The organism is Cytobacillus sp. FSL H8-0458 (assembly GCF_038002165.1).
Lineage (GTDB): Bacteria > Bacillota > Bacilli > Bacillales > Cytobacillaceae > Cytobacillus.
The window spans coordinates 1,212,309-1,233,842 of record NZ_JBBOBR010000001.1 but is presented as its reverse complement, the minus strand read 5'-3'; the positions used below and the strand labels follow the sequence as shown (position 1 = coordinate 1,233,842).

The window sequence follows — 21,534 nt, the reverse complement described above, 5'->3', positions numbered from 1 at the left end:
AATAAGACATAGAGGAAGGTTATTTGGCATGAACATTTTTAGTATATCATGACGTTATTAATCATTTTATTGAAAAATGTTGACAAACTATTAGCTGGTTTACTTTAAGTATAACTTCTTACAATCTAACACATTGGTGTTAATCACTTTTCTTTCAGGAAGTAAAATTATAGATTAATTTGCGCCCAGGATAGATATGCCAGGGGTGTTCATGCAGTCGTGGCTTCGCACTCCTCCGAAGACCTTGGAGAATGATGTTTATTTAGAATCTTGAACTTCTTTCATCAATTTTTCAGGTTTACGTCTTAGTTTCCACAGCTCATTACTGTGTCTTATCTTTATTGTTGCGTTATTTGATTTCATAAATTGGTTAATTTTTATGGCAGAAAAGCCCTGCATCTTCAAATACCGCTCTAACTCTCTGATTGCAGCTTGACCTTTTTCAAATACAAGCCGTTTTTCAGTCTCATCATGATTGATACCCCAATACTTATTTAAAACACGAATAATTTCCTCATCACCAACATCTGCATCATACAGTGCTGCGATAGTGTTTGTGATTCCTATTTCAATTGCATTTGAAAAGGCTGCCTCTCCTGCTTGATTTATACTATCTCCGTATACCTTTAAAGCTAAACCTGCAACAAAATTTCCACCTGCCGCTAAATATTCCTTAACATCATCACTGCTGATTGCTGACATATCTCCACTCCTCCAATTACATAAATTCTAATTTTCTGACTTGTTTCTAAGCCCAATTATAGCACTATTTGTGGTACAGTTATTTTTTTGGTATTTCATAGCTCATGCTTTATCAAGTAGTTAAGCTTAACTTCCCAACTTATTAAACTAAACTGTCCCTATAGCATAATAAGAATAAACTACCTGATTTAGAAACTGAGATTAAACATAAATTTTTTTGTTAGTTCATAATTTGTTCGAATAGCGAATATACCACATATTTATTGCCTTTATGTAAAACATAATGTTACCCATAAGAAAGGAGAATGTTATGTTCCCAAATTATAAAGGAAAACTTCAAGCAATTATGTGGATGGGTGTTGGCTCAGCTCTTCTCTCAAGTATCTTTAGTGCATTTCTTATTAGTTTAACTATTAAGACTAACAGAAAAGTTAATCAGTTTTCTAAGCGCTAGGGATTAAATTCCTAGCATTTTCTGTTTGCTTAATATGTCTCATAAGTACATCAGCTTTGTCTCTTATTAAACAAACCTGCCTGAGATGGCAGCTAGTTCTTAAAGTCATGCTCCCTATAGTTTAAGCTTTCCATTATTTTCATTAAAGGACGGCAAGGGTGAATAAATTGTAAAGATTTCTGGGAATGCCGCATTGGAAAAGCGTACATCCCCTTCCCGGTAAAATACATATCTAAATATATGCCTAACCTATATGCCAGCAGCATGGCAGGCATATAGGCTTTAATTCCAAACAGCTTTTTTCGCAAGAGCAGCAAGCTCCAGCCTTTCAAGTGTTTGACAGTATGTTTGCCGGATTTCCCCATGAACCTTATCGTCCAGCTTCAGAAAACACTCCAAAACGTGATCATTTTCAAACCAATCCCCTGGTTCTGCTTCAGGCTGGTTCACATTTTTCCAGGCGCTTTCAAGGGTAGGGCTATAAATACGCCGTCCGCCCGGCCGAATCTGGCACGACTTTAATTGAAATTGATATTGCTCTCCAGGAAGACCTTCATGGACATCATTAAAGATATGCGGCCAATAATCTTTTCTTGATCCGGTATGAGGATGTGCATACGCCCATTGTTCCGTAAGGGCATGCACCTCTTTGTCCTTAAAAAGAACATCGTACAGCCTTTTCCCTAATGTAATCCGCTCGTTCAGTGATTCAAACTGGTTCACAGTCTGGCCCTTCAAATGTGTAGCTCCATTCTTTTCAAAGGGGAAAAGGATGTGATTCAAGGACAGAAGTTCCTGCAGCTTAAATTCAAGCTTTTGAAACACCTCCTGTTTATAAAAAGAATTTTGAAGCACCCTTTTTTCTATATAACTTTGTTCATTTATGATAAAAGCAGTTGTCAGAATGTAAGGATCCTTCCTTTTCCAAAAACAGCTCCAGACTGTTTCCATGAAGAAGGATATATTAAGATGAGAAAACAGGGAAAATAATGGCCGGTTCCTTTTCACGCTTTCCCGGTAAATTAATAATTGCGGATAGGCATCCTGAAAAATGAGCCAGTTCCCTCTTTCCAGAAAAGAAAATAAGGAGTGTCTTTCTCGATCCGATAATAATCGGGACAGGATCTCCCCTTTTAAATCAGTCATATTCCAGCCGCCATTGCGGGAAACCATATGGGCCAAAAACGCCCAATGGACTTCCGGATGCTGCCGGTAGAAATCCAGATAGGCTTTTGTCCGGGTAACATTATTTAGGTTCCATTCTTTTGTCTCCCTTTTTACCTGACCCAAAATCCATTTTTCTTCATCTGAAAGATTTACCGGCTTGTGCACTGCTGCCCCTTTCTTCAATTCTTCTTTTAACCAGTTCATGGGGTACTTCTTTTGAAAAAAGATAAGCATCCCTCCTCCATGAATTCTCTCTCTGTGAAATGAATATGTATCTATAGGAGCAATTTAACCGGAGAGGAATGTGCATGACATGACCAAAACCGCTGCTGGCATGAAGCGTCTCATTGCCGCTTTAAGAAAAGACCAATCCCCTGATGGTTCATGGAATTATCCTTTTGAAACCGGCATTTCAACAGACGCTTATATGATTATTTTATTAAGGACATTGGAGATGCATGATGAAAAATTAATTCAGGGACTGGCTGCAAGGATCTTAAGCAAACAGGAAGAAAATGGTGCCTGGAAGCTTTTTGAGGATGAACCGGATGGAAATGCAAATGCCACGCTGGAGGCTTATTATGGACTTCTTTATTCGGGTTATATCGAGAAGGAAGACGCCAGGATGAAAGCTGCGAAAAAATTTATACGGGAGCACGGCGGTTTAGAGAGCGCAAATGTTATTACCAAAATTATGCTAGCCTCTACGGGACAATACCAATGGCCGGAATCCTTTCCTATTCCCATTGAGATTATGCTTCTGCCCCTGTCCTTTCCTTTCAATTTTTATCAGTTTTCAGTGTATGGGCGTGTGAATCTCGCGCCGATTCTGATTCTTTCCGAGAAAAAATTCAGCCTCCAAACAAAAAACAGCCCTGACCTTTCAGACTTACTAACAACAAGAGCCCGGTGGGAGATTCAGCCCGAATACCGCTCTTTATTTTCATTCCTAAAAGAAGGCGTTGAAGAGCTTTTGGGTCTGCCGGAACAGCTCCACTCATTGGCAATGGACCGGGCGAAGAATTATATGCTCGAGCGGATTGAGCCGGATGGGACCTTTTATAGTTATTTCAGCTCAACCTTTTTAATGGTTTTTGCGCTCCTGTCCCTTGGTTATTCCAAGGATGAGCCCGTTATAAAAAATGCGGTTGCTGGGCTGAAATCGCTCCGGTCAGATATAGACGGCCTCCCTCATATACAATACGCAAACGCCAGTATATGGAATACTTCTCTCATAAACACAGCACTCCAATTAGCGGGTGTTTCTTCGAATGACCCTGCAGTAAGGAAAGCAAACACCTATTTACTGAAGCGTCAGCATGTAAAGTTTGGGGACTGGGCGATCCATAGCCCCCATGCAAAGCCGGGCGGATGGGGATTTTCCCATGTCAACACCCTCAACCCGGATGTCGATGACACCACAGCTTCATTGAGGGCGATCGCCAGGAGTGTCGAGGACAATTCAGAATATCAGGATGCATGGGATCGCGGCATTCAGTGGCTGGTATCCATGCAGAATGAGGATGGGGGATGGCCTTCCTTTGAAAGAAATACCGAAAATCCATGGCTCCCCTTCCTTCCGGTTGAAAAGGGTGAATATATGTTTGGAGACCCAGCCTCAGCAGACCTGACCGGGAGAACGCTGGAGTTTTTGGGGAACTATACGAATCTCCCGGCTGCTGACCCTTTGGTAAAAAACGCGGTTAACTGGCTGTTCGGTAATCAGGAACAAGACGGCTCCTGGTATGGCAGATGGGGCATTTGCTATATTTACGGGACATGGGCATCCGTCACAGGGCTTGCTGCGGCAGGCCATTCCAACCATCCTTCTGTCAGGAAGGCTTGTGATTGGCTGAAGAAAATACAAAACGAGGATGGAGGCTGGGGAGAATCCTGCCTCAGCGACAGCCAAAACTCATATGTTCCCTTGAACGCAAGTACCCTTACAGACACGGCGTGGGCGATTGATGCTATAATTGCAGCGGTAGACCAGCCAACTGAACAGATCCAAAAAGGAATTCAGTACTTGCTGAACTCGCTCGATAAAGAGGATTGGACGACTGCCTATCCGAAAGGGCAGGCCCTGGCCGGAAGCTATTATATTCATTATCATAGCTACCGTTATATCTTTCCGCTTATAGCTTTGGCTCATTATCATGGGAAGTTCGGGGAATGAATAGAAGGCAAAAAAAGCCGCCGGCTTAATAACATAAGCCGTTCTCTTTTGGAGTACCCGCATAGGAAAAAGCAAATATAAAAACAAGTATAAAAGCAGTGGATTTCACAACGGAAATCGCACTGCTTTTTAGCGTTTTTTCTTAGAAAAATATAGTAAAATCAATAAAGAGCCTTACACATCTAACGGTGAGTTTAGTTCATAAAGGACAATTAATTAATAATTATTAAGGTAGTATATATTCCAGGATGAGTCAAAGTGGCTAAGGGAAAATTAAAAAATAAAGTATCAATAGGAGATGTTTTTGCGGTAAGTTTGCCAGATGGCCGATACGGGGCAATAAGAGTTGCTGACCAAATAGATAAATCCTATCTTATTTCACAACACCATATATAGATACAGAAATCCCAACTATTGAAAACGAGTTTTTAGGTGATATTCTTATTCAAAATCGCTTTTTTTTCGATAATAGCCGTGCTTTGCTTTGGGTTGAAGGGAAGGTACCTAAAGAGGTTATTTACATCGGGAATATTGCATTTTCCGATAATGAAAGAAAAATATTTTGTAACTCATTCGGCGGGAAATGGGACGACTCTGTTGGAATGGAAGTTTTTTTAGAGTGGAGATGGGAACATGATAGAGAAAACTTTGAGAATGAAATTCGGGAAGAAGAAAAAAGAATACAAGAAGAATTTCATAATAACCCACAAAAACCTAAAAAAATGATGAAGGATGAAACCTTTTGGTCAATTATCTTTTTACTTGATTGTCATGAAAATGATGAAGAAAAAATAATAGAACCTGCAGTTAATGCACTAGAAAAAATGAGAGTAAAGGACATCAAAGAGTTTGAAGAAGCACTGTCTTATAAACTATATTTATTAGACACTAAAGAGCACGCCAAAAACACAGGAGAATATTCATATAATGAAATAATACAAGAGCATTTCTCTGCAGATTTATTCTTATATATTAGGTGTTCAGTGATTGCTGAGGGAAAAGAATATTTTGATGATTGTCTCAATAATCCTCAAAATATGCCAAAGGACAACTCTTTTGAACCGTTACTGTCTATAGCATCCGAAGCATATACAAGGAGAACTGGAAAAGAGTTTGAATACATCACTGGTTGTGATTATGAAACATTCTCTAGTGCTGCAGGATGGAAGTAAATTTTGCTATTGCACATTTTCTTATTCAACTCATAGAGGCTTGAATCAATAAAAAGAGCGGTAGATCATCAATTTACCGCTCTTTTATTGCATATAGATACTATCTTTTTCAGTTCAAGTATTTATCGGTTATTCCCTGTCTTTGTGCCGGTGTTAGATTTTCACCATTTTTGTTTTTAGTTTATCGCCTTTTTACTCTGCGTCCTGTTTTTGGGAGCTAATCAACCGAAGTTATTACTTCTCCTCTCCTCATCCTCATCGCTACTCGCCCAACCATTCCTTAGCTTCAAACATATACATCTTCTAATCTAGCTAATTAAATTCCCCCTCAGCCATGGACGTGCCCGGTAGAAGCCAATCGGAATTTGGATGAGGCTGGTTTTTCCCTGTGATTCGATTTGGTAGATTTCATCACTCATCTTCGCATCAAACCCGAGCAGCGGATGTCCGCCCATTCCAAGCGCTGTCGCTGCTATTAGTATTCGCTGCATAAGCATTCCTGCTTCCATTTGCTGAATGCGATAGCCTCTATAGCCCACTTCCGTTTTGAGGTAATCTTTATCCCCTGCTACATGAAAGCAGAGCGGGACTTGAAACAGATTCACATTGCCTGCAGGCATTCCGGATTGAAGCGCAAGCCGATGGTCTCCGGGATTAATCTCCCTTAGTGAATGAGCATCGCTGTCGTAATAATAGGCACCATCCGGAATCCCTTCGACATTATTCAAACACACATATAGAGTTACACCTGATGCTCTCTTTTCAAGTGCCATATCTAAATCGTTTCGATACAGGCAGGACTCAGTCGCCTCCTGAAGAAGGGCAGCAAGCTGCTCTTGGCTGACTTTTCCTGAAGTGAAATCCATGTCCGGTGAAAAGCGCTCCCTGCAGACCGACGCCAAATCATACGCTATCCTGTTTACATGAGGAAGAGTCACAGGCCGGCTCTCACAGCGGGTCTCTTGAGGAATGATTTGACGAAACGAATTGGTGGATTCCTGCATGGATGCTTTATTGACGCTGGTTATTATCGGAAATTCTTTTACTTTGTTAGATCTGACCCAGTAATTCGTCTGAATCAGTGTTATTTCCTCGCACAATTCGGAGGCCGAGGCCATTCCGTCCCTGCTGGTTCTATTCGCAGCCCAGCTGGTCGTTTCAACTGACAGCGGGATCACAGCATAAACGCTCTCTTCCTCTTCGGACAGTCCAAGGAGATGGTTTAGGGCACGATCAAGAAATTGAAAGTAAACTCCCGCTGCAAAACCAAACCTCTTTGTAACCTCCAATAACTGTCCAATCACTCCCCCTGCATCCAAGCCATGCAGACGATAAGCAAAGTAATTGTATTTATAGTAATTTTTCCAGAACATTGTCGTCACGAACACAGTCCCAAAACAGGATGAAACATCACACCTACCGCCAAGAGCACGGGCTATATACGAATCGAAATTCCCCTTGCGCAGCAGCACAAGACGGTGGTGCAGCACATCATAGTGGTAGATCCCCTCCGGTAAATCTTCCAATTTCAGAAACATGTATAGTTCGTTAGGATACAGCGCTCCCCCAGAAGGCACAGAGCGGCGGAACGACTGCATAAAATCCCCTTGCTCATCCGAACCCATTGGAGAGACAGACTCGGAAAATTGATTAAGGCCGAATGTGTACCAGAGAAAATCCCCGATTCTTCTAAGATCAGGCTTTGCCGGTGCCTCCCATTCTTCAAGAGAAAGGGGAACCTCCAGTGATAGTGGAATAGCCGGCAAACCGCGGTAAAGCTTATAAGCCAGCGGCGCATCTTCCCAATCCACTTCCCAATCCGGCGGGGTAATTTTATCAATATCAAAATGCAAATTGTGCAGAAATGTGTCTGGATTCATCTTATTCACCTCCCAGCAAGGGCTTACGGAAATGGGTGGGGATGTGGATTCAGCTGTTCGACTCTAAGGGGTTCTTTTGTATATCCGAGTTTCATTGGTACCTCCAGCACCCTCCCAAGCCCTGTTACACGTGTCAGGTGGTGTCCAAAGGTCATGGGCAGCATCCCCGGAATCAGCACCTTGACACAATGCAATCCGCTCCTCTGTATTTCCGGCGTCGTCTGATCCACGACTATGACATCAAGATTTTGTCTGTGCAATGCCTGAAGCAGGTCCTGCAGATCATCTGTCAGGTCTGTATGTCTCCTTCCCCGCTTGAACTCCTCGGAAAACGTTCGAAGCGGACGGTTTTCATCCAGTAAAAACGCTAGCCGCTCCTCCGCTTCCGGCAAACCGTAAAGCATCCCATGGTCATCCATTTTGCCGACGAGGGAAGAATCCTGCAGCATTTGCCGTAATTTCGTCTTGTTCGCTTCAAAATCATCGTCCATTGTCCCCATCATTCCAGCTAACTCATGAACTGCGCTTTTTACCGCACGGATCGGATCAGGATGGGCTCCAGCCGCACAAATGATATTCAAACCTTTTTTCTTCCTGTTTTTCGCCATCGCCCAAACACTTGGTATTCCGTGCTCCATTGTCGCGTTATACAGCAGAAGATCATATCCCCCCACTGTCCTCACCCGCTCAATCATCATCTGCAATTCCCGGTCATCGGAGGAAGAGGGATCAAGACGCGGAAGTGCCAGCTGTCCGTACCAGGCCATCAGGAATGAATCACGCTCCACCACTTCTAAAATACCGTAGAAAACCGCTTCTTCCAGGCTGCCGCCCAGTGCGCATCCGTTGGACGTTTCATAGACATATCCATTCCCGCAGCCAAGGCTGTAATAAGCAAGCAGCTCAGGAACCAAAATCGGGCGCTCCTGCAAAAACGAATAACCCCATACCCAATTCATCGGGATATCAGGATTAAATTTATTAAAAGGAAAGTTCGGCTGTAAATACTGTCCATCTGCATGCACACCTGCTTTTAGAGGATTTAGTGCCCGGTCTTCCAGATTGCGGTAACTGTCATAGACTGCTGTCCTCTTTCCTCGGGGCGATATGCCGCAGGAACGCTCAAGCCCCTCCAGAATGGCTGTCAGCTCGCTCACCTGATAGGAATGAGTGCGGCCTGCCACGCCTTCGTCTCCTCCAAACAGCGGAAGGTTTACGACTACATCTGCAAAAGGCGGCGTGAAATCATACATTTTCCCATTTAACAAACCAGTCCGGGGGTCCAGATAATTTTTGATGAGCAAGTGCTCTAAATCCTCTAATGAGCGGCAGCGGTAACTGTCTGTGCTAACTTTCAAGCTTGGATTAAGGATTATTCTTGCAGCTTCCTGTGAATCTTCAGGGAGGGAGCCGCACACGAGGCACAATGAATCCGGCAAAATGAGGTGGCGAGAGGTTTTCAATGTTTTCAGACTGACCAGATACATTCGTCCTTCCAGGTCCGCCAGGCTGCCCTCCAGAACCCTTCGAACCTCTGATGCAACCAGGTGTGACATCTGTAAAAGCCCTGTGCTTGATGCCCAGGCGTCACTTTCTAATCCGCTGTTCCCTTCGAATTTCTGCTGCAGTTTCCACATTTCTTCCCGGTCACGACCTGCCAGGAGTTTCCGCGTGTCCGCACATTGAGAGCATCCCGGCTTGGACGGGTGGACGATTGGGCCGATCACACCCTCTCCAAATGATACAAACCCCCGAAGCCAGGGAATACCTGATGATCGGGATACCTCTTCCGCCTTTTTATGAAATGAAGGCATCCAGGTATCGTGCAGCACCAGAATCAAATTTGCCCCATCCGGCAGTTCAGGCTCAAAATTTAAATGACGGACTATCTTATATTTCGCAGGCAGTTCTTTGCATACGCTGTCCGCCAGCAGTCCCTCTCCGACAACTACCACGACAGCACTCACTGAGATTCCTCCTCTCGTATGAACACCCCATACACCCCTGCCAGACTCTCTTTCAAAAATGGCTCGAATGAAAATTCACATACTAAGAGCTGCTTGTTGTTCTCTTCCAGAACCTGTCTGGCAGACTGCAATAGCTGGGATTTTTCCTTCTCATTACAAGGAGGAATGACCAGAGGCTGAGGCTCCCTTTCTTCCATAAGCACAGATGTCGCCTCCACTGCAGTTGCTTTATGTCTCCCTCTTTGGTTTTGCTCCTGAGCAATCGCATGCTGCAGCGCTTTCCTCAGAGCTAATGTCCTATTAAAGCCAACACTGCCAAACCAGCGATCGTTGTTTGTGCTGACCCAGATTACAGGGAAGCCGGATACTCCTTCACCCTGGCAGATTTTTGGCGCTCCCTTCATGGTTGTCAATGCGTCCAAATAGAACCTGCAGCGTTCATCTTCTACTGCAATCAAATGCAGCGGAGCAACTATTGTCTGTACTGCTTGACGCTTAGCCAGTTTCTCTTCCAAACACCTATCCAGTCCGCGTAATACCCCTTCTGTAAAAGTTTCTCCTGCTCCCACACCAACAAATTCGCCATGTGCAGGATCAGAGGCTGCAAGCTGTTCAGCCATCCGCGACACATACGCTTCAATCCCGGTCAAGCCTGCTTCCCGGCGTGCCTCGTCATGCCTCAAATCAGTACAGATTATAGCTGGCAGGAGCTCGGCCGGCCCCTTTGTTAGCGGGTCTGCTGCCTGCACTTCACACTGTGCCAGCGGGAGCTGCTTTAAATCCCCTTCCTCCCATGTATGAAAAATTCCGGACTCTTTGGAAGTCAATTGGCTGAAAAATAGAAACAAACTGTCAGACTTATTTCTTTCGGAATCCTGTCCGATTCTCTGATCAACATCTTGAATCCATTCCACAGCTATATTTCCGGTCAGGTTTGGATGGGGCAGAAAGGAATGCCAATTTCCTTCAAGCGTCTCCAGATTAAGGAGGAAAAACTGATTTCTCTGTTCAGCACTGGTCACTCCAGTAACCTCTTTAAACAGCTCAAACACAATCAAATTAGCGAGCATGGCTCCTGCCGTGGAAGAGGCGGCATGCAATTGCTTGTCTTTGCAAAATACGGATTGATGGACTCGGTGCCAGGCAGTCTCCCAGCATCCTTCTGATTCCGGATGCACGAGAGGACCTGCCATGCCGGCCTGTTTGTAAATCATAGCAGGAAGAAATATCTTCTTTTCTTTCCGGCAGGCGGCGTGTATAACCTGCAGTTCCTCTACATTCCCTGCTTCCGAGATATATAAAATTGAATCATACGGCTGGATCAATTCCTCCCAGGGATAATCTTCCTCACTCTTTCGTGTTACCTCCTCTGCAGAAACTTCAGGGTCTGTTTGCCGGGCATGTGCGACAATCTCCTTCAGCCTCTTTATGTTAGTCGATTCAGGGTCTGTAATGAACATATGAACCTTAGGCAATCCGGACTCAATCAGCGAAGAAACCAGCGAAACAAAAAAAGGGCCTGAACCTGCTGCAAGCACTTTTGCCTGCCGGTATGCCTGGAAATGATATGCACCCGAATCACCGAAGCTTTCCAAAAATTCGATCTGGGATGAATACTTTTTAAGAACATGCTCTTCCAATTGATGAGGATGATCCCCGCTAACATCCCGCACAAAGCCGTTACGGTACAGCACTTCCGCAATCTCAAACACACGATCCCTATGCGGGCCCGGCAAGCCGGACGTCAATTCCCCCAGCGAATACTCACCATTAAACATCGGCATCAGCTTTTGAACCCACTGATCGATCATACTGCCTTCCATGCGGAAGGAGCTTACATTATTCCGAAAATACACACCTTTGGCTGGATCAGGGATAAAAAACGTGTCCCTTTTCACCTTCAGACGCACAGAAGGGGTCAAATTTTTCATTTCGCTCCTCCTTACCCGTAAACTATGCCTATTTATGAAACATACTTCCTCTCTCATTCTATGTATTGGGATTTGTCTCATATGTCTGACCCTCAAATGAAAAGCCCCTGCATACTGAGGGGCTTCCCTTTTCTAATATCGATAAGCCTAGTATCCGCCGCAACGGCCTCCACAACGGCCACCGCAGCGTCCGCCACAGCGGCCTCCGCATCTAAAACAGTTAGAGCAGCGGAAACAATTAAAACAGCTAAAGCAGTTAAAGCAATTGAAGCAGTTAAAGAAAAAGCAGCTAAAGCCCAAACCAATCCCAAAACCAGCGCATAACCGGGACTGATCACTATAGACCTGGTTTTGATCCCAGGGAACCGCCTCGTTCGCATGGAAATCACCGACATTCAGCATTTGCAGTTCGTTTTGAAAATCATTCATGTTCATACCTCCATATTTATAATAAGATGTGCAAGCAGCATCAAGGGGCATAATGAAGAACATCCAAAATCAATTATGAAAATGTCAGTTCTTCGGATACTCTCTTCACAAAATATGTCTCAGGATGGGGGGGTGTTACTGAATCAAACACCCATATTCAATGTGTTTATGTAATAAAGCAAAAAAGAGGGTACCTCCTAATAGCCGGAAATCCACAGGAAATGATGTATTATTGTTGATGCCACGGAATTTACCTCCCTTCCGTGGCCATACTAAATAAGTAATGGCATTTTCAATGGGGGGCATAAACTTGAATAACACCTGGCTATCACTCATACCATTTCTAATCGTGATCGGCATGTCCATCTGGCTGAAGAATATTCTTCCTGGATTGGTGGCGGGCATCCTTGTTGGCTCCATTATCGTTTCAGCAGACCTGCTTTCTGGCACGGAACAGTCGGTCGCTTATATAGTCACCACCTTGTCCGATGAAACGAATATTAAAATAGTCGGATTTTTATATCTGTTCGGCGGGCTTGTCGGAATGATGAATATTGCGGGCGGCATAAAGGGCTTTTCGGAATGGGCCGGGAAAAGGATCCGCTCTGAACGCGGCCTTCTTGTGTTCATCTGGATCACTCTCCCGTTCACCTTTATGATGCCGATGTTTCGGATTATGATGATCGGACCCATTATTAAATCCTTGATTAAAAAAATGAATCTGTCCAAGCAGAAAGTCGGCATGACTCTCGATATTTCAACCGAATCCGTGATTGTGCTGCTTCCTGTTGCAACAGCTTTTGTGGGCTTCATGGTATCCCTTGTTGAAGGCGGCATCAGCGGGCTGGAGCTGGATATGTCTGCATATGAGATTTTTCTATTAAGTATTCTGTTTAATTTTTACGCGATCATTATGCTGCTGATTGGGGTTGTGCAGACGTTTTGGCGCCGAAAAAAAACAGGAGAGCAAAAAGCTGAAGCCCATACCGATCTGGAGGAAAAAGAGCATGAATTCCACCGGATGGGAATTAAGAAGGAATTATCGCTTGTAAAAGCCCAGCCATGGCATTTGATTTTCCCTGTATTTTTATTACTCGCCTTTTCTCTGTTCCTCTTATGGCAGGATGGAATGTCGCAGGGTGCAAATACGATTTTCGAGGCCTTTTCCATGGCAGATGCTACATTTGTGATGCTGCTGGCTGTTTTTATTACCCTCGTCTTAACCTTTATTTTCTACATAATCAGACGGGAGAAAATGAACGAAATTCTTTATCATTTTTACGATGGAGGCAATCAGATGATGGAGGCGATCAGCCTGCTCATCCTGATTTGGGCGCTCACCCTGGCGGCGGAGGATCTTGGTTTCTCCGACTTTATCGGGAGCTCACTCGGAAGCTTTCTGCCAGCCTTTTTGACACCGGCGGCCATCTTTTTGCTAGGATCAGTGGTCGGCTACTTTATTGGGAGCTCATGGGGAACATGGGGTCTGTTCATGCCGCTCGGAATTACCCTGGCAGTTTCAACCGGCGCCTCCATTCCGCTTACCGTTGGAGCAGTGTTTGCAAGCGGGGCATTCGGAGCGCTGACCTCACCGCTAGGAGATACCACCATTACCACTGCTTCGATCCTGGATATGGACCTCGTGGACTATGCACGATATAAATTGAAGGTTTCAGCCATTGGGGCTGTGATTGCTGCCGCACTATTTATTGCGTCAGGGTTGTTGATTTCATAGAATTTGCTTAAAACTCCATCTTTGTAGTTATTCGGATATTCTTAAACAATGATCCGCGAGACACTTTGGACAGGGAAAAAGGTAATCAGGATGACAGAGTCCGAACTCGGGTCTTCTTCGGACTCAGAAAGCTGAAAACCGCGGTTCTGTGTCTGAACCCGAGCCAACATCGGACTCAAAAAGCAGAAAACTGCGGTTCTGTGTCCGAACCCGAGACTACTTCGGACTCAGAAAGCAGAAAACCACAGCTCTGTGTCTGAACCCGAGACTACTTCGGACTCAGAAAGCAGAAAACCACAGCTCTGTGTCTGAACCCGAGACTACTTCGGACTCAGAAAGCAGAAAACCGCAGGTCTGTGTCTGAACCCGAGACTACTTCGGACTCAGAAAGCAGGAAACCGCTGATTTGAGTCCGAACCTAAAGAACTTAAAGCAGCTTCAGACAGAAAATACAGTAAAAAGGCGATCCTCCACAAGGAGAATCGCCTCATTCTATTCCTGCTTCCTATTCCTAATCTCCTTTCCAACCTTTCGCAGTGCCTTTTTCGATCCTCTCTCCAAATCATGCTGCAGCTTACGTTCATGATAACTGGTAAATAAGGTATTCCTGTCATACCCTTCCGGATATAGCTCGCTTGCTTTAATGTCCAATTCAATCCTCTTACTGTTCACTTCAACTATTTCACCTTTATAGAACAGCTTGATGTTATTAAATTTATCTATTGGCTCAAATACAATGGCGTAATCATCCTGGCTGATTACTTTTACCCGGTCACCAATTTCATATTGATACACATGTTCTGTCTGCCCCGCTTCAATCAATGGCTTCCTTATTTTGTTCTCCCGTACTGCTTCCAGATTATAATCCTTATTTTCAATATACTTTTGCGCACGCTTCAGGACATGTTCGCGGATATTCATTTTTCTGGAAATCCAAAGCGCATTGCTCTCTCCAGATTCACCTATTAAAAGCTTATACATCGGCCTCAATTCGGCACTATCGAATAACATGGCAGCATTTATAAAATCATCATGCATTTCAGAATAACGTTTAATCTCACCATAGTGAGTAGTGGCAATCGTGATGCATCCCATATGATAAAACTCTTCCAGAATGGCAATAGCCAATGCAGCTCCTTCATTCGGCTCTGTTCCGCTCCCAATCTCATCGAATAAAAGCAGCGTATTATTAGTGGCTGCACTCATGATCTCGGAAATGTTCTTCATATGGGAAGAAAACGTACTCAAGGCATTCTCAATGCTCTGATTATCGCCAATATCTACAAAGACATTGTCAAATATGGCGATTTCACTCCCCGGCTTCGCCATAATATGAAATCCGGACATGACAGCCAGAGTAAGGAGTCCGATTGTCTTTAGGACGACGGTTTTCCCGCCTGCATTTGGGCCAGTTATGATTAAGCTTCTATAGTCCTTCCCGATTTCAAAATCCAGCGGGACAACGTTTCCTTCCAATAAAGGATGTTTACTGTTTACCAATTTGATATACCCATGATTATTTATCTCCGGTTCGATGGCATCCGTACTTTTGCTGTACTTCGCTTTCGCAAAAATCATGTCGTACTGGCTGATGCATTCAATATTGATGCGAATCTCATGAATGGATTCAAGAATCGCTCCGGAAAGCGTGGCTAAGATTTGATATTCCTCCACCGATTCCTCCGATTTCAGCATGGCCAATTCTACATTAAGCTTTGAAACGGCATCAGGCTCTATGAAAACAGTAGACCCTTTTGAAGATGTTTCGATTACTGTCCCTGCTACCTGATTTTTAAAGGAAGCTTTAATGGGAATTGTAAAGCGATCATCCTTTTTGCTTATATAAAATTCTTGAATATATTCCTTATTAGCACTGCTCCGCAAGAACTTATTCAATCGTTCTTCAATTTTCTCTTCGGTTTTGGCAAGATGGTTTCTAATCCGTTTCAGCTCTTTGCTGGCACCTGAGTCAACCATGTTTCCTTTGATTGCATATAAAATCTCTTCTTCAATATTTCTGAATTCCGTCATAGATAATGCATACGTGTAGAGAACTGGCGCAAAAAATTCTTTATCTGCCATAAACTTTTTGATTTTCCGGCAGCCTCTTAGAAAATCGGATACAGCGTTTAACTCTGAAGGAGTTAATATGATCCCTTTTTCCACTTTTTCAATTATGCTTGTGATATTGGAAATGCCGGTTAATGGCAGATGCTTTTCGGCGTCCAGCAGCCTTCTCGCCTCGCTTGTTTCATTTAAGCGATTGCGGACAGCTTTTATATTTGAGCTCGGCTCCAGCCTATCGATCAGCGCTTTCCCTAAACTGCTGACGCAATGCTGTTTCACTTTATTTTTCAATTCGTGGTATTGTAATTTATCAAAGGTCATTTCATTCATTCTCTCTGCCTCATTCCAAATAAAATAGCCCGCGAAAGCCTTCCCCACCCCAATGTGAATTGGGCAGAAAACTTCCGCGGGCGATCTACTTTTCGAACAGGCATAAAGAAACTAAGACCTGATTAGTGTCTTAATTTCTGGCTGCAGGAATATATAGAAATGGAAGCAGTCTTATGGCAGGTATTCAAACAAGTTATGTTTGAAAAAAGGCATTCTTAATAAACTGGAGATAACCAGAAAATTAGCACCTAATTCAACTAAACAATTAGTTGACACCTGCAATCGACATACTTCACCACACCTTTTAATAATATGAAATTAATGTAGCACGGAACAGCCAGTCTCGTCAAACTGCTTTTGGAATTATTTGTACATTATTTATGGCTCTTTTCGTAAAAATTGTTGTTTTTCGTCTATTAAATGTTGTCCGTTGATTTCCGCTCCAGGCTGCTCTTGTTTCGTGGGGCGGGAGCTGAGCCTCCTCGACGCTGCGCGTCTTTGAGGTCCCACCTGTATCGCTACTCCCGTAAGACTTTGAGAAAGCATCCTAGAATAATCACCGCACTTTGAAAATGCGATTACATTTCCGAGGATCTCGAATATTTCGCTGCAATCAACTCAGTACACAATATACAAAAAGCAACGAGGATAAAATCGTAGCCATGAAGGCTCCATGATGACGAAAATTCCTGCAGTCAGGAGAAAACCGTAGCCATGAAGGACACATGATGACGAATATTCTTATAACCATGAGAAAACGGTCACCATGAAAGCTCCATGATGACGAAAATTCTTGCACCCAGGAGAAAACCGTCACCATGAAGGCTCTATGATGACGAAAATTCTTGTAACCATGAGAAAACGGTCACCATGAAAGCTCCATGATGACGAATATTCCTGCAACGAGAAGAAAACCGTCACCATGGAGCCTCTATGAGGCCGAAAAAACGAGTTCGCGAAAACAGCTTTGTTTAAAAACCTGTTCTTCAAAAAGAAAGTGCGCCTTCTCCAAAAGGCGCACTTTCTATGAATTTGATTCTTTACTCTGTTTCTTCTTCAGTTTCTTCTTCAGTACCTTCTTCTGTTCCCGTATCTTCAGTTTCTTCTGTGTTCGTCTCGTCAGTCTCATCTTCATTGCTGCAGCCTGTAGCCACACCTGTAATCATTAAAACCGCCATCATAGCTAATAACCATTTTTTCATTTCCAATTCCTCCTTGGCTGCTATAGTTGTTACAGTAGTAATCATAGAAGAATCAGAAAGGAAATAGAAGGTCATAATCCATTTTTTTACATACATTAACCTTCTTTTAAGAAAGTTCATGAAAATAAAACATAGCTTTTTCAAATAGCGGGACTAAGGTCACTTCACAAGGAAATAGATTAGAACAGATGATCTAAGTTTAATCGTCTATCCCCTCAATTCTTTATGGATGTTTCAGCTCGATAAAAAACACAATTCTATAAACAGAGTTTACCTGGCATTAATATTAAGAGGATATGATTGGTTTATCAACGAATGAGGAGGCAATATAAATGAATCTTCGTGCAGTATTTATTGATATGGATGGTACACTCCTGAAAGCCTCAAATTGCATTTCCCGCCGAAACATGGAAGCCATTTATCGGCTCATAGATCAGGGCGTCATGGTGTTTCTAGCCACTGGCCGGCATTATGAAGTTACCGCTCCCTACCATAAAGAAATTGGACTGCAAACTCCGATGATCTGTTTGAATGGTGCCGCTATTCATGAGGCAGAGACAGGAAGGGCTACACACATGAAAACCGTACGATTGAACGAGGAACGCTTTCACCATCTGACGGCAGAAAGTCCATGTAATGTTATGATCCATACATCAACTGGGCTATATTGTAAGGAAACAAATGAAGAAATCGATTATTGGACTCAGGTCGGGCAAATTCCGCCGCAGTATATTGGTGATTTAAGACTGGCAACTTATCAGGATGTTCTTAAATATAGTGTTCGAACAGGTTCACCAAGTCCTGAATTATCCGCTTTGTTTAAAACAGAAGCAGGGGTCATCGATTGGAATGACGGGTTTGAGCTGGTTGCTCCTGATGTTTCCAAATGGGCTGCTATCAAAAGCTTGCTGGACAAATTTCGAATCAGTCCAAGTGAAGTCGCAGCTATTGGAGACGGACCGAATGATATAGAGATGCTTCGTCATGCCGGTACTGGTGTGGCAATGGGGAACGCCAGCGAAAAGGTTAAAGCCGCAGCTGACTTTGTTACAGGACACCACGAAAATGATGGATTAGCTGAGTTTATAGAACGTTATCTTCTAAAATCTTATGCGGTTTGATGTATTTTGCAATTTTATTAACAATATAAAAAGACAGGTGATCTACCTGTCTCTTGTTATCAATAATATTAGGTTAATAGATGAATACAACTCCCTCACGCAAAAATCCGCTTAAGTCCATTAGGCACCAATAATTTTCTTTATCACTCGCACTCTCTCAGGATCAACCGCAAGCTCATAGCTGGATTGGATACGGACACCTGTACCAAAATGGACTTCAGTGACAGGCACTTCATCCAAAAACGCTTTAATATTATCAACTGACAGGCCTGCACCTGCCATAATTTTTAAATGACTATCAGCCGTAAGCTCATTCAGGCGCTTCAGCCTTTCTGATGCATCTGCAGCACTACTCTGGCCGCCGGATGTAAGGATTCTGGAAATCTGCGGATACTGCACTATACTTTCCAATGCGGCAAATTGATCATCTGCCTCATCAAATGCCCGGTGGAAGGTAATGTCCAGTCCGTCTGCAGCTTGAATTAGCCGGTTCAAATGTTTGCTATGTACTTTGTGGTCAGGTGTAAGAACGCCAAATACTACACCTGCAGCTCCTAATTTTTTGCAGATGCTAATATCCTGAATCATAATTTCAATGTCCTCTTCCGAATAGCAAAACCCGCGGCTGTGCGGGCGGATCATCACATTCACTGGGATCTTTAACTCCTTGCACACTCTTTCAATGACAGCATAACCTGGTGTCAGACCGCCCTCTGCCAGCCCGGTTACCAGTTCAATTCTGTCTGCACCGGCTTCCTGGGCAAGTAGCGCATCACTTAGAGTATCTGCGATCACTTCTATTAACATATTTATGTATCTCCTTTATTAGTGCTTTCCCATTAATTTGAACTTAGTTTAAAGGCAATTTCTCAGACTGGAATATTTCCTGTATAGACCCTACTTCCATTCCTGCATCATTTCGAATAACCGATGGCCTAAGGTTTCTTAGCCTTTTAATGGTGTCGTGATTGCTGTATTGTATGTGTTCAAGTATGGAAGCAATAATGTTTGGCCAGACGTCCTCAGATCCATTTAACACTTTGAGGGCAAATCCAGCACGTTCTTTTTTTAGTCCGAAGCAATACACACCCTGGGCTCCGCCTTTAGCTACAATATTGCTATCCTCCAATAAAATCGAGCAGATAAACTGCTGTGAGGCAACCATATTGAACTGGTTATTCATAATGGCGGTCATGTTAATGACTGCCTGCTGCAGCTGGAGATCCTGAATCAAATCGGGACAAGCCAGCTTAAGGTATACCTCGGACATCTTTTTTAAAGGTATGGCAAAAACGGGAGCCCCGCAGCCATCAATACCCATATGAATTGCAGAGACCGGGATGCCTGATAAATGAGAAAGAATTTCCAGGATGTGCTTTTGCAGAGGATGTTCTTCTTTCCAGTATCCCTCCACCGGAAACCCCAATTCACGGCATACTGTAATAAACCCCATATGTTTACCTGCGCAATTGTGATAAAGCTTCCTTTTTTGAATCCCCTGTCTGATCATCTCTTCTCTTGGCTGTATATTTAAAGGGTAAGAAGGAGGGCAATAAAGTTCTTCTTCCTTTACAGGGAGTTTTGCCAGCATGGATTCCAGAGCCTTAATATGGTAGGGTTCTCCCCGATGGGAGGCTGTAAATAATGCAGCTTCCTGCTCTGTTAATCCGTATTTCTCGATTATGTCAGTCAGGAAGACCGGCAGCGCCTGGATCGGCTTAGAAGCGGAGCGAAAGTATGTGTAATGCTCTTCATCACCAACCTGATAAAAGGATTCTAATTGATCATCCACACCGCAAATAATCCCGATATGAATATTCTCAACAATCCCTCCTCTGCCTTCCTCTACTAATGCAGTATATTTCACTTCAGTTCTCTCCTTAAAATTGGCTTATCTACTCAAGCTCCAGCATAAGATTTTGGGCCTGTATGGCCGCCCCAAGAACAACTCCGTTATCACTTAATTCCGAATAGACGATTCTCACCGTTTGCTTCAATGGCTCCCAAATATACAACTCGCATTTTTGCTCAATGGCTTCCTTCATATCAGGCAGTTTCTCAATCGTATTGCCGCTCAAAATAATGACTTCAGGATTATAAAGGCAGAGGAGATTGCTGATGGCCAAAGCAATATAAGTGGAGGCTCTATCCATGATATTTAATGCCCAGGGCTCACGGTCCCGGTAGGATTGGAACACATCTTCTATAGAAGAAATATCCTTCACTTTCCTGCTGTCTGTAAGGATTGCTCCTTCAGAAATATAAGTTGCGAGACAGCCTATTTTGCCGCAATTGCAGACATTGCCTGTAGGATCAATCACGGTATGCCCGATTTCCCCGGCATTATTGGTTTCCCCTCTGTAAATTTCTCCATTAAGCATGATTGAAGAACCAATTCCTGATCCAATGCCTATTAAGATGGAATTCTGTGAATTCTTTGCTTTCCCTGTAAAGCTCTCTGCGACAATCTTCATTTTTAGTTCATTATCAACTATGACATTAAAAGAGGTAAGCTTTTGCAGATCTTCAGCCAGGCTTGCATCTCTCCACTTTAACTGATCCGATACTTTTACAATCCCGTTTTTATAATCTATATACCCAGGTAAACCGACAGCGAGGCCCATTATTTTGGCAGCAGGAATCTCGTTTTCATCCATGATTTTTTGAATGATCATATTTATTTTATGGAGCGTCTCCATATAACTTTCTGACTCATCTCTCCTACTCTTATGTAATGAAACCATTTCTCCAATATAATTGACAATTCCGACCTTCAGCAGAGATTTATCAATTTCAATGCCAACTGTATATAGCACATCACCGCGAACTTCAAGCAAGGTCGCTTTTCTCCCGACCCCTGACGCAACTGCCTCTGTTTCCCTCAGGTAGCCCTGCAGCTGAAGCTCATTGACAATTCGCGTTATGGAAGTCGGGCTCATCCCCGTTATTTTAGCAATATCAATCCTTGATATAGGAGACTTAGTCTTTAATATATCAAGAACAAGATTTTTATTTTGTCTTTTCATTAAAAGCTGATCTTGTTTCTCCATTATCCTACCTTCTTTATGCCTGCAGATTTAGACTTCCAACTCTGAAGGTTCATTTAAAGAATCGTGTTGACTCTCGCCTTCATTGGAAAAACCAACATCATCCTTTAAAACTTGATCACTTATCTGTGCAAGTTCGTTTAAGCTTCCAAAA

Annotated in this window: 16 protein-coding genes; 5 read left to right on the top strand and 11 right to left on the bottom strand. The window is 43.3% G+C overall.

Features of this window, described 5'->3' with window-relative positions; all coding sequences use genetic code 11:
* Positions 1 to 258: 258 nt before the first annotated feature.
* The gene (locus NYE23_RS06240) at positions 259 to 702 is read right to left on the bottom strand and encodes a hypothetical protein (RefSeq protein ID WP_341076292.1); all 444 of its coding nucleotides are present in this window, start codon (positions 700 to 702) and stop codon (positions 259 to 261) included.
* A gap of 736 nt (positions 703 to 1,438) precedes the next feature.
* The gene (locus NYE23_RS06235) at positions 1,439 to 2,527 is read right to left on the bottom strand and encodes a DUF2515 family protein (RefSeq protein WP_341076291.1); all 1,089 of its coding nucleotides are present in this window, start codon (positions 2,525 to 2,527) and stop codon (positions 1,439 to 1,441) included.
* A 109-nt stretch (positions 2,528 to 2,636) separates the two neighbouring features.
* Here NYE23_RS06235 and shc point away from each other — a divergent pair, with 109 nt between their 5' ends.
* From shc to NYE23_RS06220, 3 genes are all read left to right on the top strand, one after another.
* A complete protein-coding gene (gene shc / locus NYE23_RS06230; RefSeq protein ID WP_341076289.1) occupies positions 2,637 to 4,499 on the top strand; it encodes a squalene--hopene cyclase in 1,863 nt (620 codons plus the stop codon).
* Positions 4,500 to 4,757: 258 nt separating this feature from the next.
* Entirely contained in the window at positions 4,758 to 4,895 is a 138-nt protein-coding gene (locus tag NYE23_RS06225; RefSeq protein ID WP_341076286.1) for a hypothetical protein, read from the top strand.
* A 206-nt stretch (positions 4,896 to 5,101) separates the two neighbouring features.
* Entirely contained in the window at positions 5,102 to 5,671 is a 570-nt protein-coding gene (locus NYE23_RS06220) for a DUF4240 domain-containing protein (protein ID WP_341076285.1), read from the top strand.
* Positions 5,672 to 5,979: 308 nt separating this feature from the next.
* Here NYE23_RS06220 and NYE23_RS06215 read toward each other — a convergent pair whose 3' ends face one another.
* The 4 genes from NYE23_RS06215 to NYE23_RS06200 form a co-directional block, all read right to left on the bottom strand.
* Positions 5,980 to 7,551: a SagB family peptide dehydrogenase gene (locus NYE23_RS06215; RefSeq protein WP_341076284.1), complete on the bottom strand. Its 1,572-nt coding sequence runs from the start codon at positions 7,549 to 7,551 to the stop codon at positions 5,980 to 5,982.
* Between the two features lie 23 nt (positions 7,552 to 7,574).
* Positions 7,575 to 9,518, bottom strand: a complete 1,944-nt coding sequence (locus tag NYE23_RS06210; RefSeq protein WP_341076282.1) for a TOMM precursor leader peptide-binding protein — start codon at positions 9,516 to 9,518, stop codon at positions 7,575 to 7,577.
* A complete protein-coding gene (locus NYE23_RS06205; protein ID WP_341076281.1) occupies positions 9,515 to 11,449 on the bottom strand; it encodes a putative thiazole-containing bacteriocin maturation protein in 1,935 nt (644 codons plus the stop codon). Before NYE23_RS06205 ends, NYE23_RS06210 begins: the two co-directional genes overlap by 4 nt.
* Positions 11,450 to 11,596: 147 nt before the next feature.
* A complete protein-coding gene (locus NYE23_RS06200) occupies positions 11,597 to 11,851 on the bottom strand; it encodes a heterocycloanthracin/sonorensin family bacteriocin (protein ID WP_341080618.1) in 255 nt (84 codons plus the stop codon).
* Positions 11,852 to 12,188: 337 nt separating this feature from the next.
* Between NYE23_RS06200 and NYE23_RS06195 the strand changes: the two genes are divergently transcribed.
* Complete coding sequence (locus NYE23_RS06195) at positions 12,189 to 13,613, top strand: Na+/H+ antiporter NhaC family protein (protein ID WP_341076280.1); 1,425 nt, start codon at positions 12,189 to 12,191, stop codon at positions 13,611 to 13,613.
* 492 nt (positions 13,614 to 14,105) lie between these two features.
* On the opposite strand, the gene NYE23_RS06190 is transcribed toward NYE23_RS06195, so the two are convergent.
* Both NYE23_RS06190 and NYE23_RS06185 read right to left on the bottom strand, forming a co-directional pair.
* A complete protein-coding gene (locus NYE23_RS06190) occupies positions 14,106 to 16,010 on the bottom strand; it encodes an endonuclease MutS2 (protein WP_341076278.1) in 1,905 nt (634 codons plus the stop codon).
* A 1,040-nt stretch (positions 16,011 to 17,050) separates the two neighbouring features.
* Positions 17,051 to 17,212 (bottom strand): hypothetical protein, encoded by a 162-nt coding sequence (locus NYE23_RS06185; protein ID WP_335689851.1) that lies wholly within the window; start codon positions 17,210 to 17,212, stop codon positions 17,051 to 17,053.
* A 332-nt stretch (positions 17,213 to 17,544) separates the two neighbouring features.
* Here NYE23_RS06185 and NYE23_RS06180 point away from each other — a divergent pair, with 332 nt between their 5' ends.
* Positions 17,545 to 18,333, top strand: coding sequence for an HAD family hydrolase (locus tag NYE23_RS06180; protein WP_341076276.1), 789 nt, complete (start codon positions 17,545 to 17,547; stop codon positions 18,331 to 18,333).
* 120 nt (positions 18,334 to 18,453) lie between these two features.
* Here NYE23_RS06180 and NYE23_RS06175 read toward each other — a convergent pair whose 3' ends face one another.
* Genes NYE23_RS06175 through NYE23_RS06165 form a run of 3 tightly spaced genes read right to left on the bottom strand, consistent with a single transcriptional unit; the run spans position 18,454 to position 21,383 of the window.
* The gene (locus tag NYE23_RS06175) at positions 18,454 to 19,140 is read right to left on the bottom strand and encodes a copper homeostasis protein CutC (protein ID WP_341076275.1); all 687 of its coding nucleotides are present in this window, start codon (positions 19,138 to 19,140) and stop codon (positions 18,454 to 18,456) included.
* Positions 19,141 to 19,183: 43 nt separating this feature from the next.
* On the bottom strand, positions 19,184 to 20,200 hold the full coding sequence (locus tag NYE23_RS06170) for an asparaginase (protein WP_341076273.1): 1,017 nt from the start codon (positions 20,198 to 20,200) through the stop codon (positions 19,184 to 19,186).
* A 28-nt stretch (positions 20,201 to 20,228) separates the two neighbouring features.
* Positions 20,229 to 21,383 (bottom strand): ROK family transcriptional regulator, encoded by a 1,155-nt coding sequence (locus tag NYE23_RS06165; RefSeq protein ID WP_341076272.1) that lies wholly within the window; start codon positions 21,381 to 21,383, stop codon positions 20,229 to 20,231.
* Positions 21,384 to 21,534 lie beyond the last annotated feature (151 nt).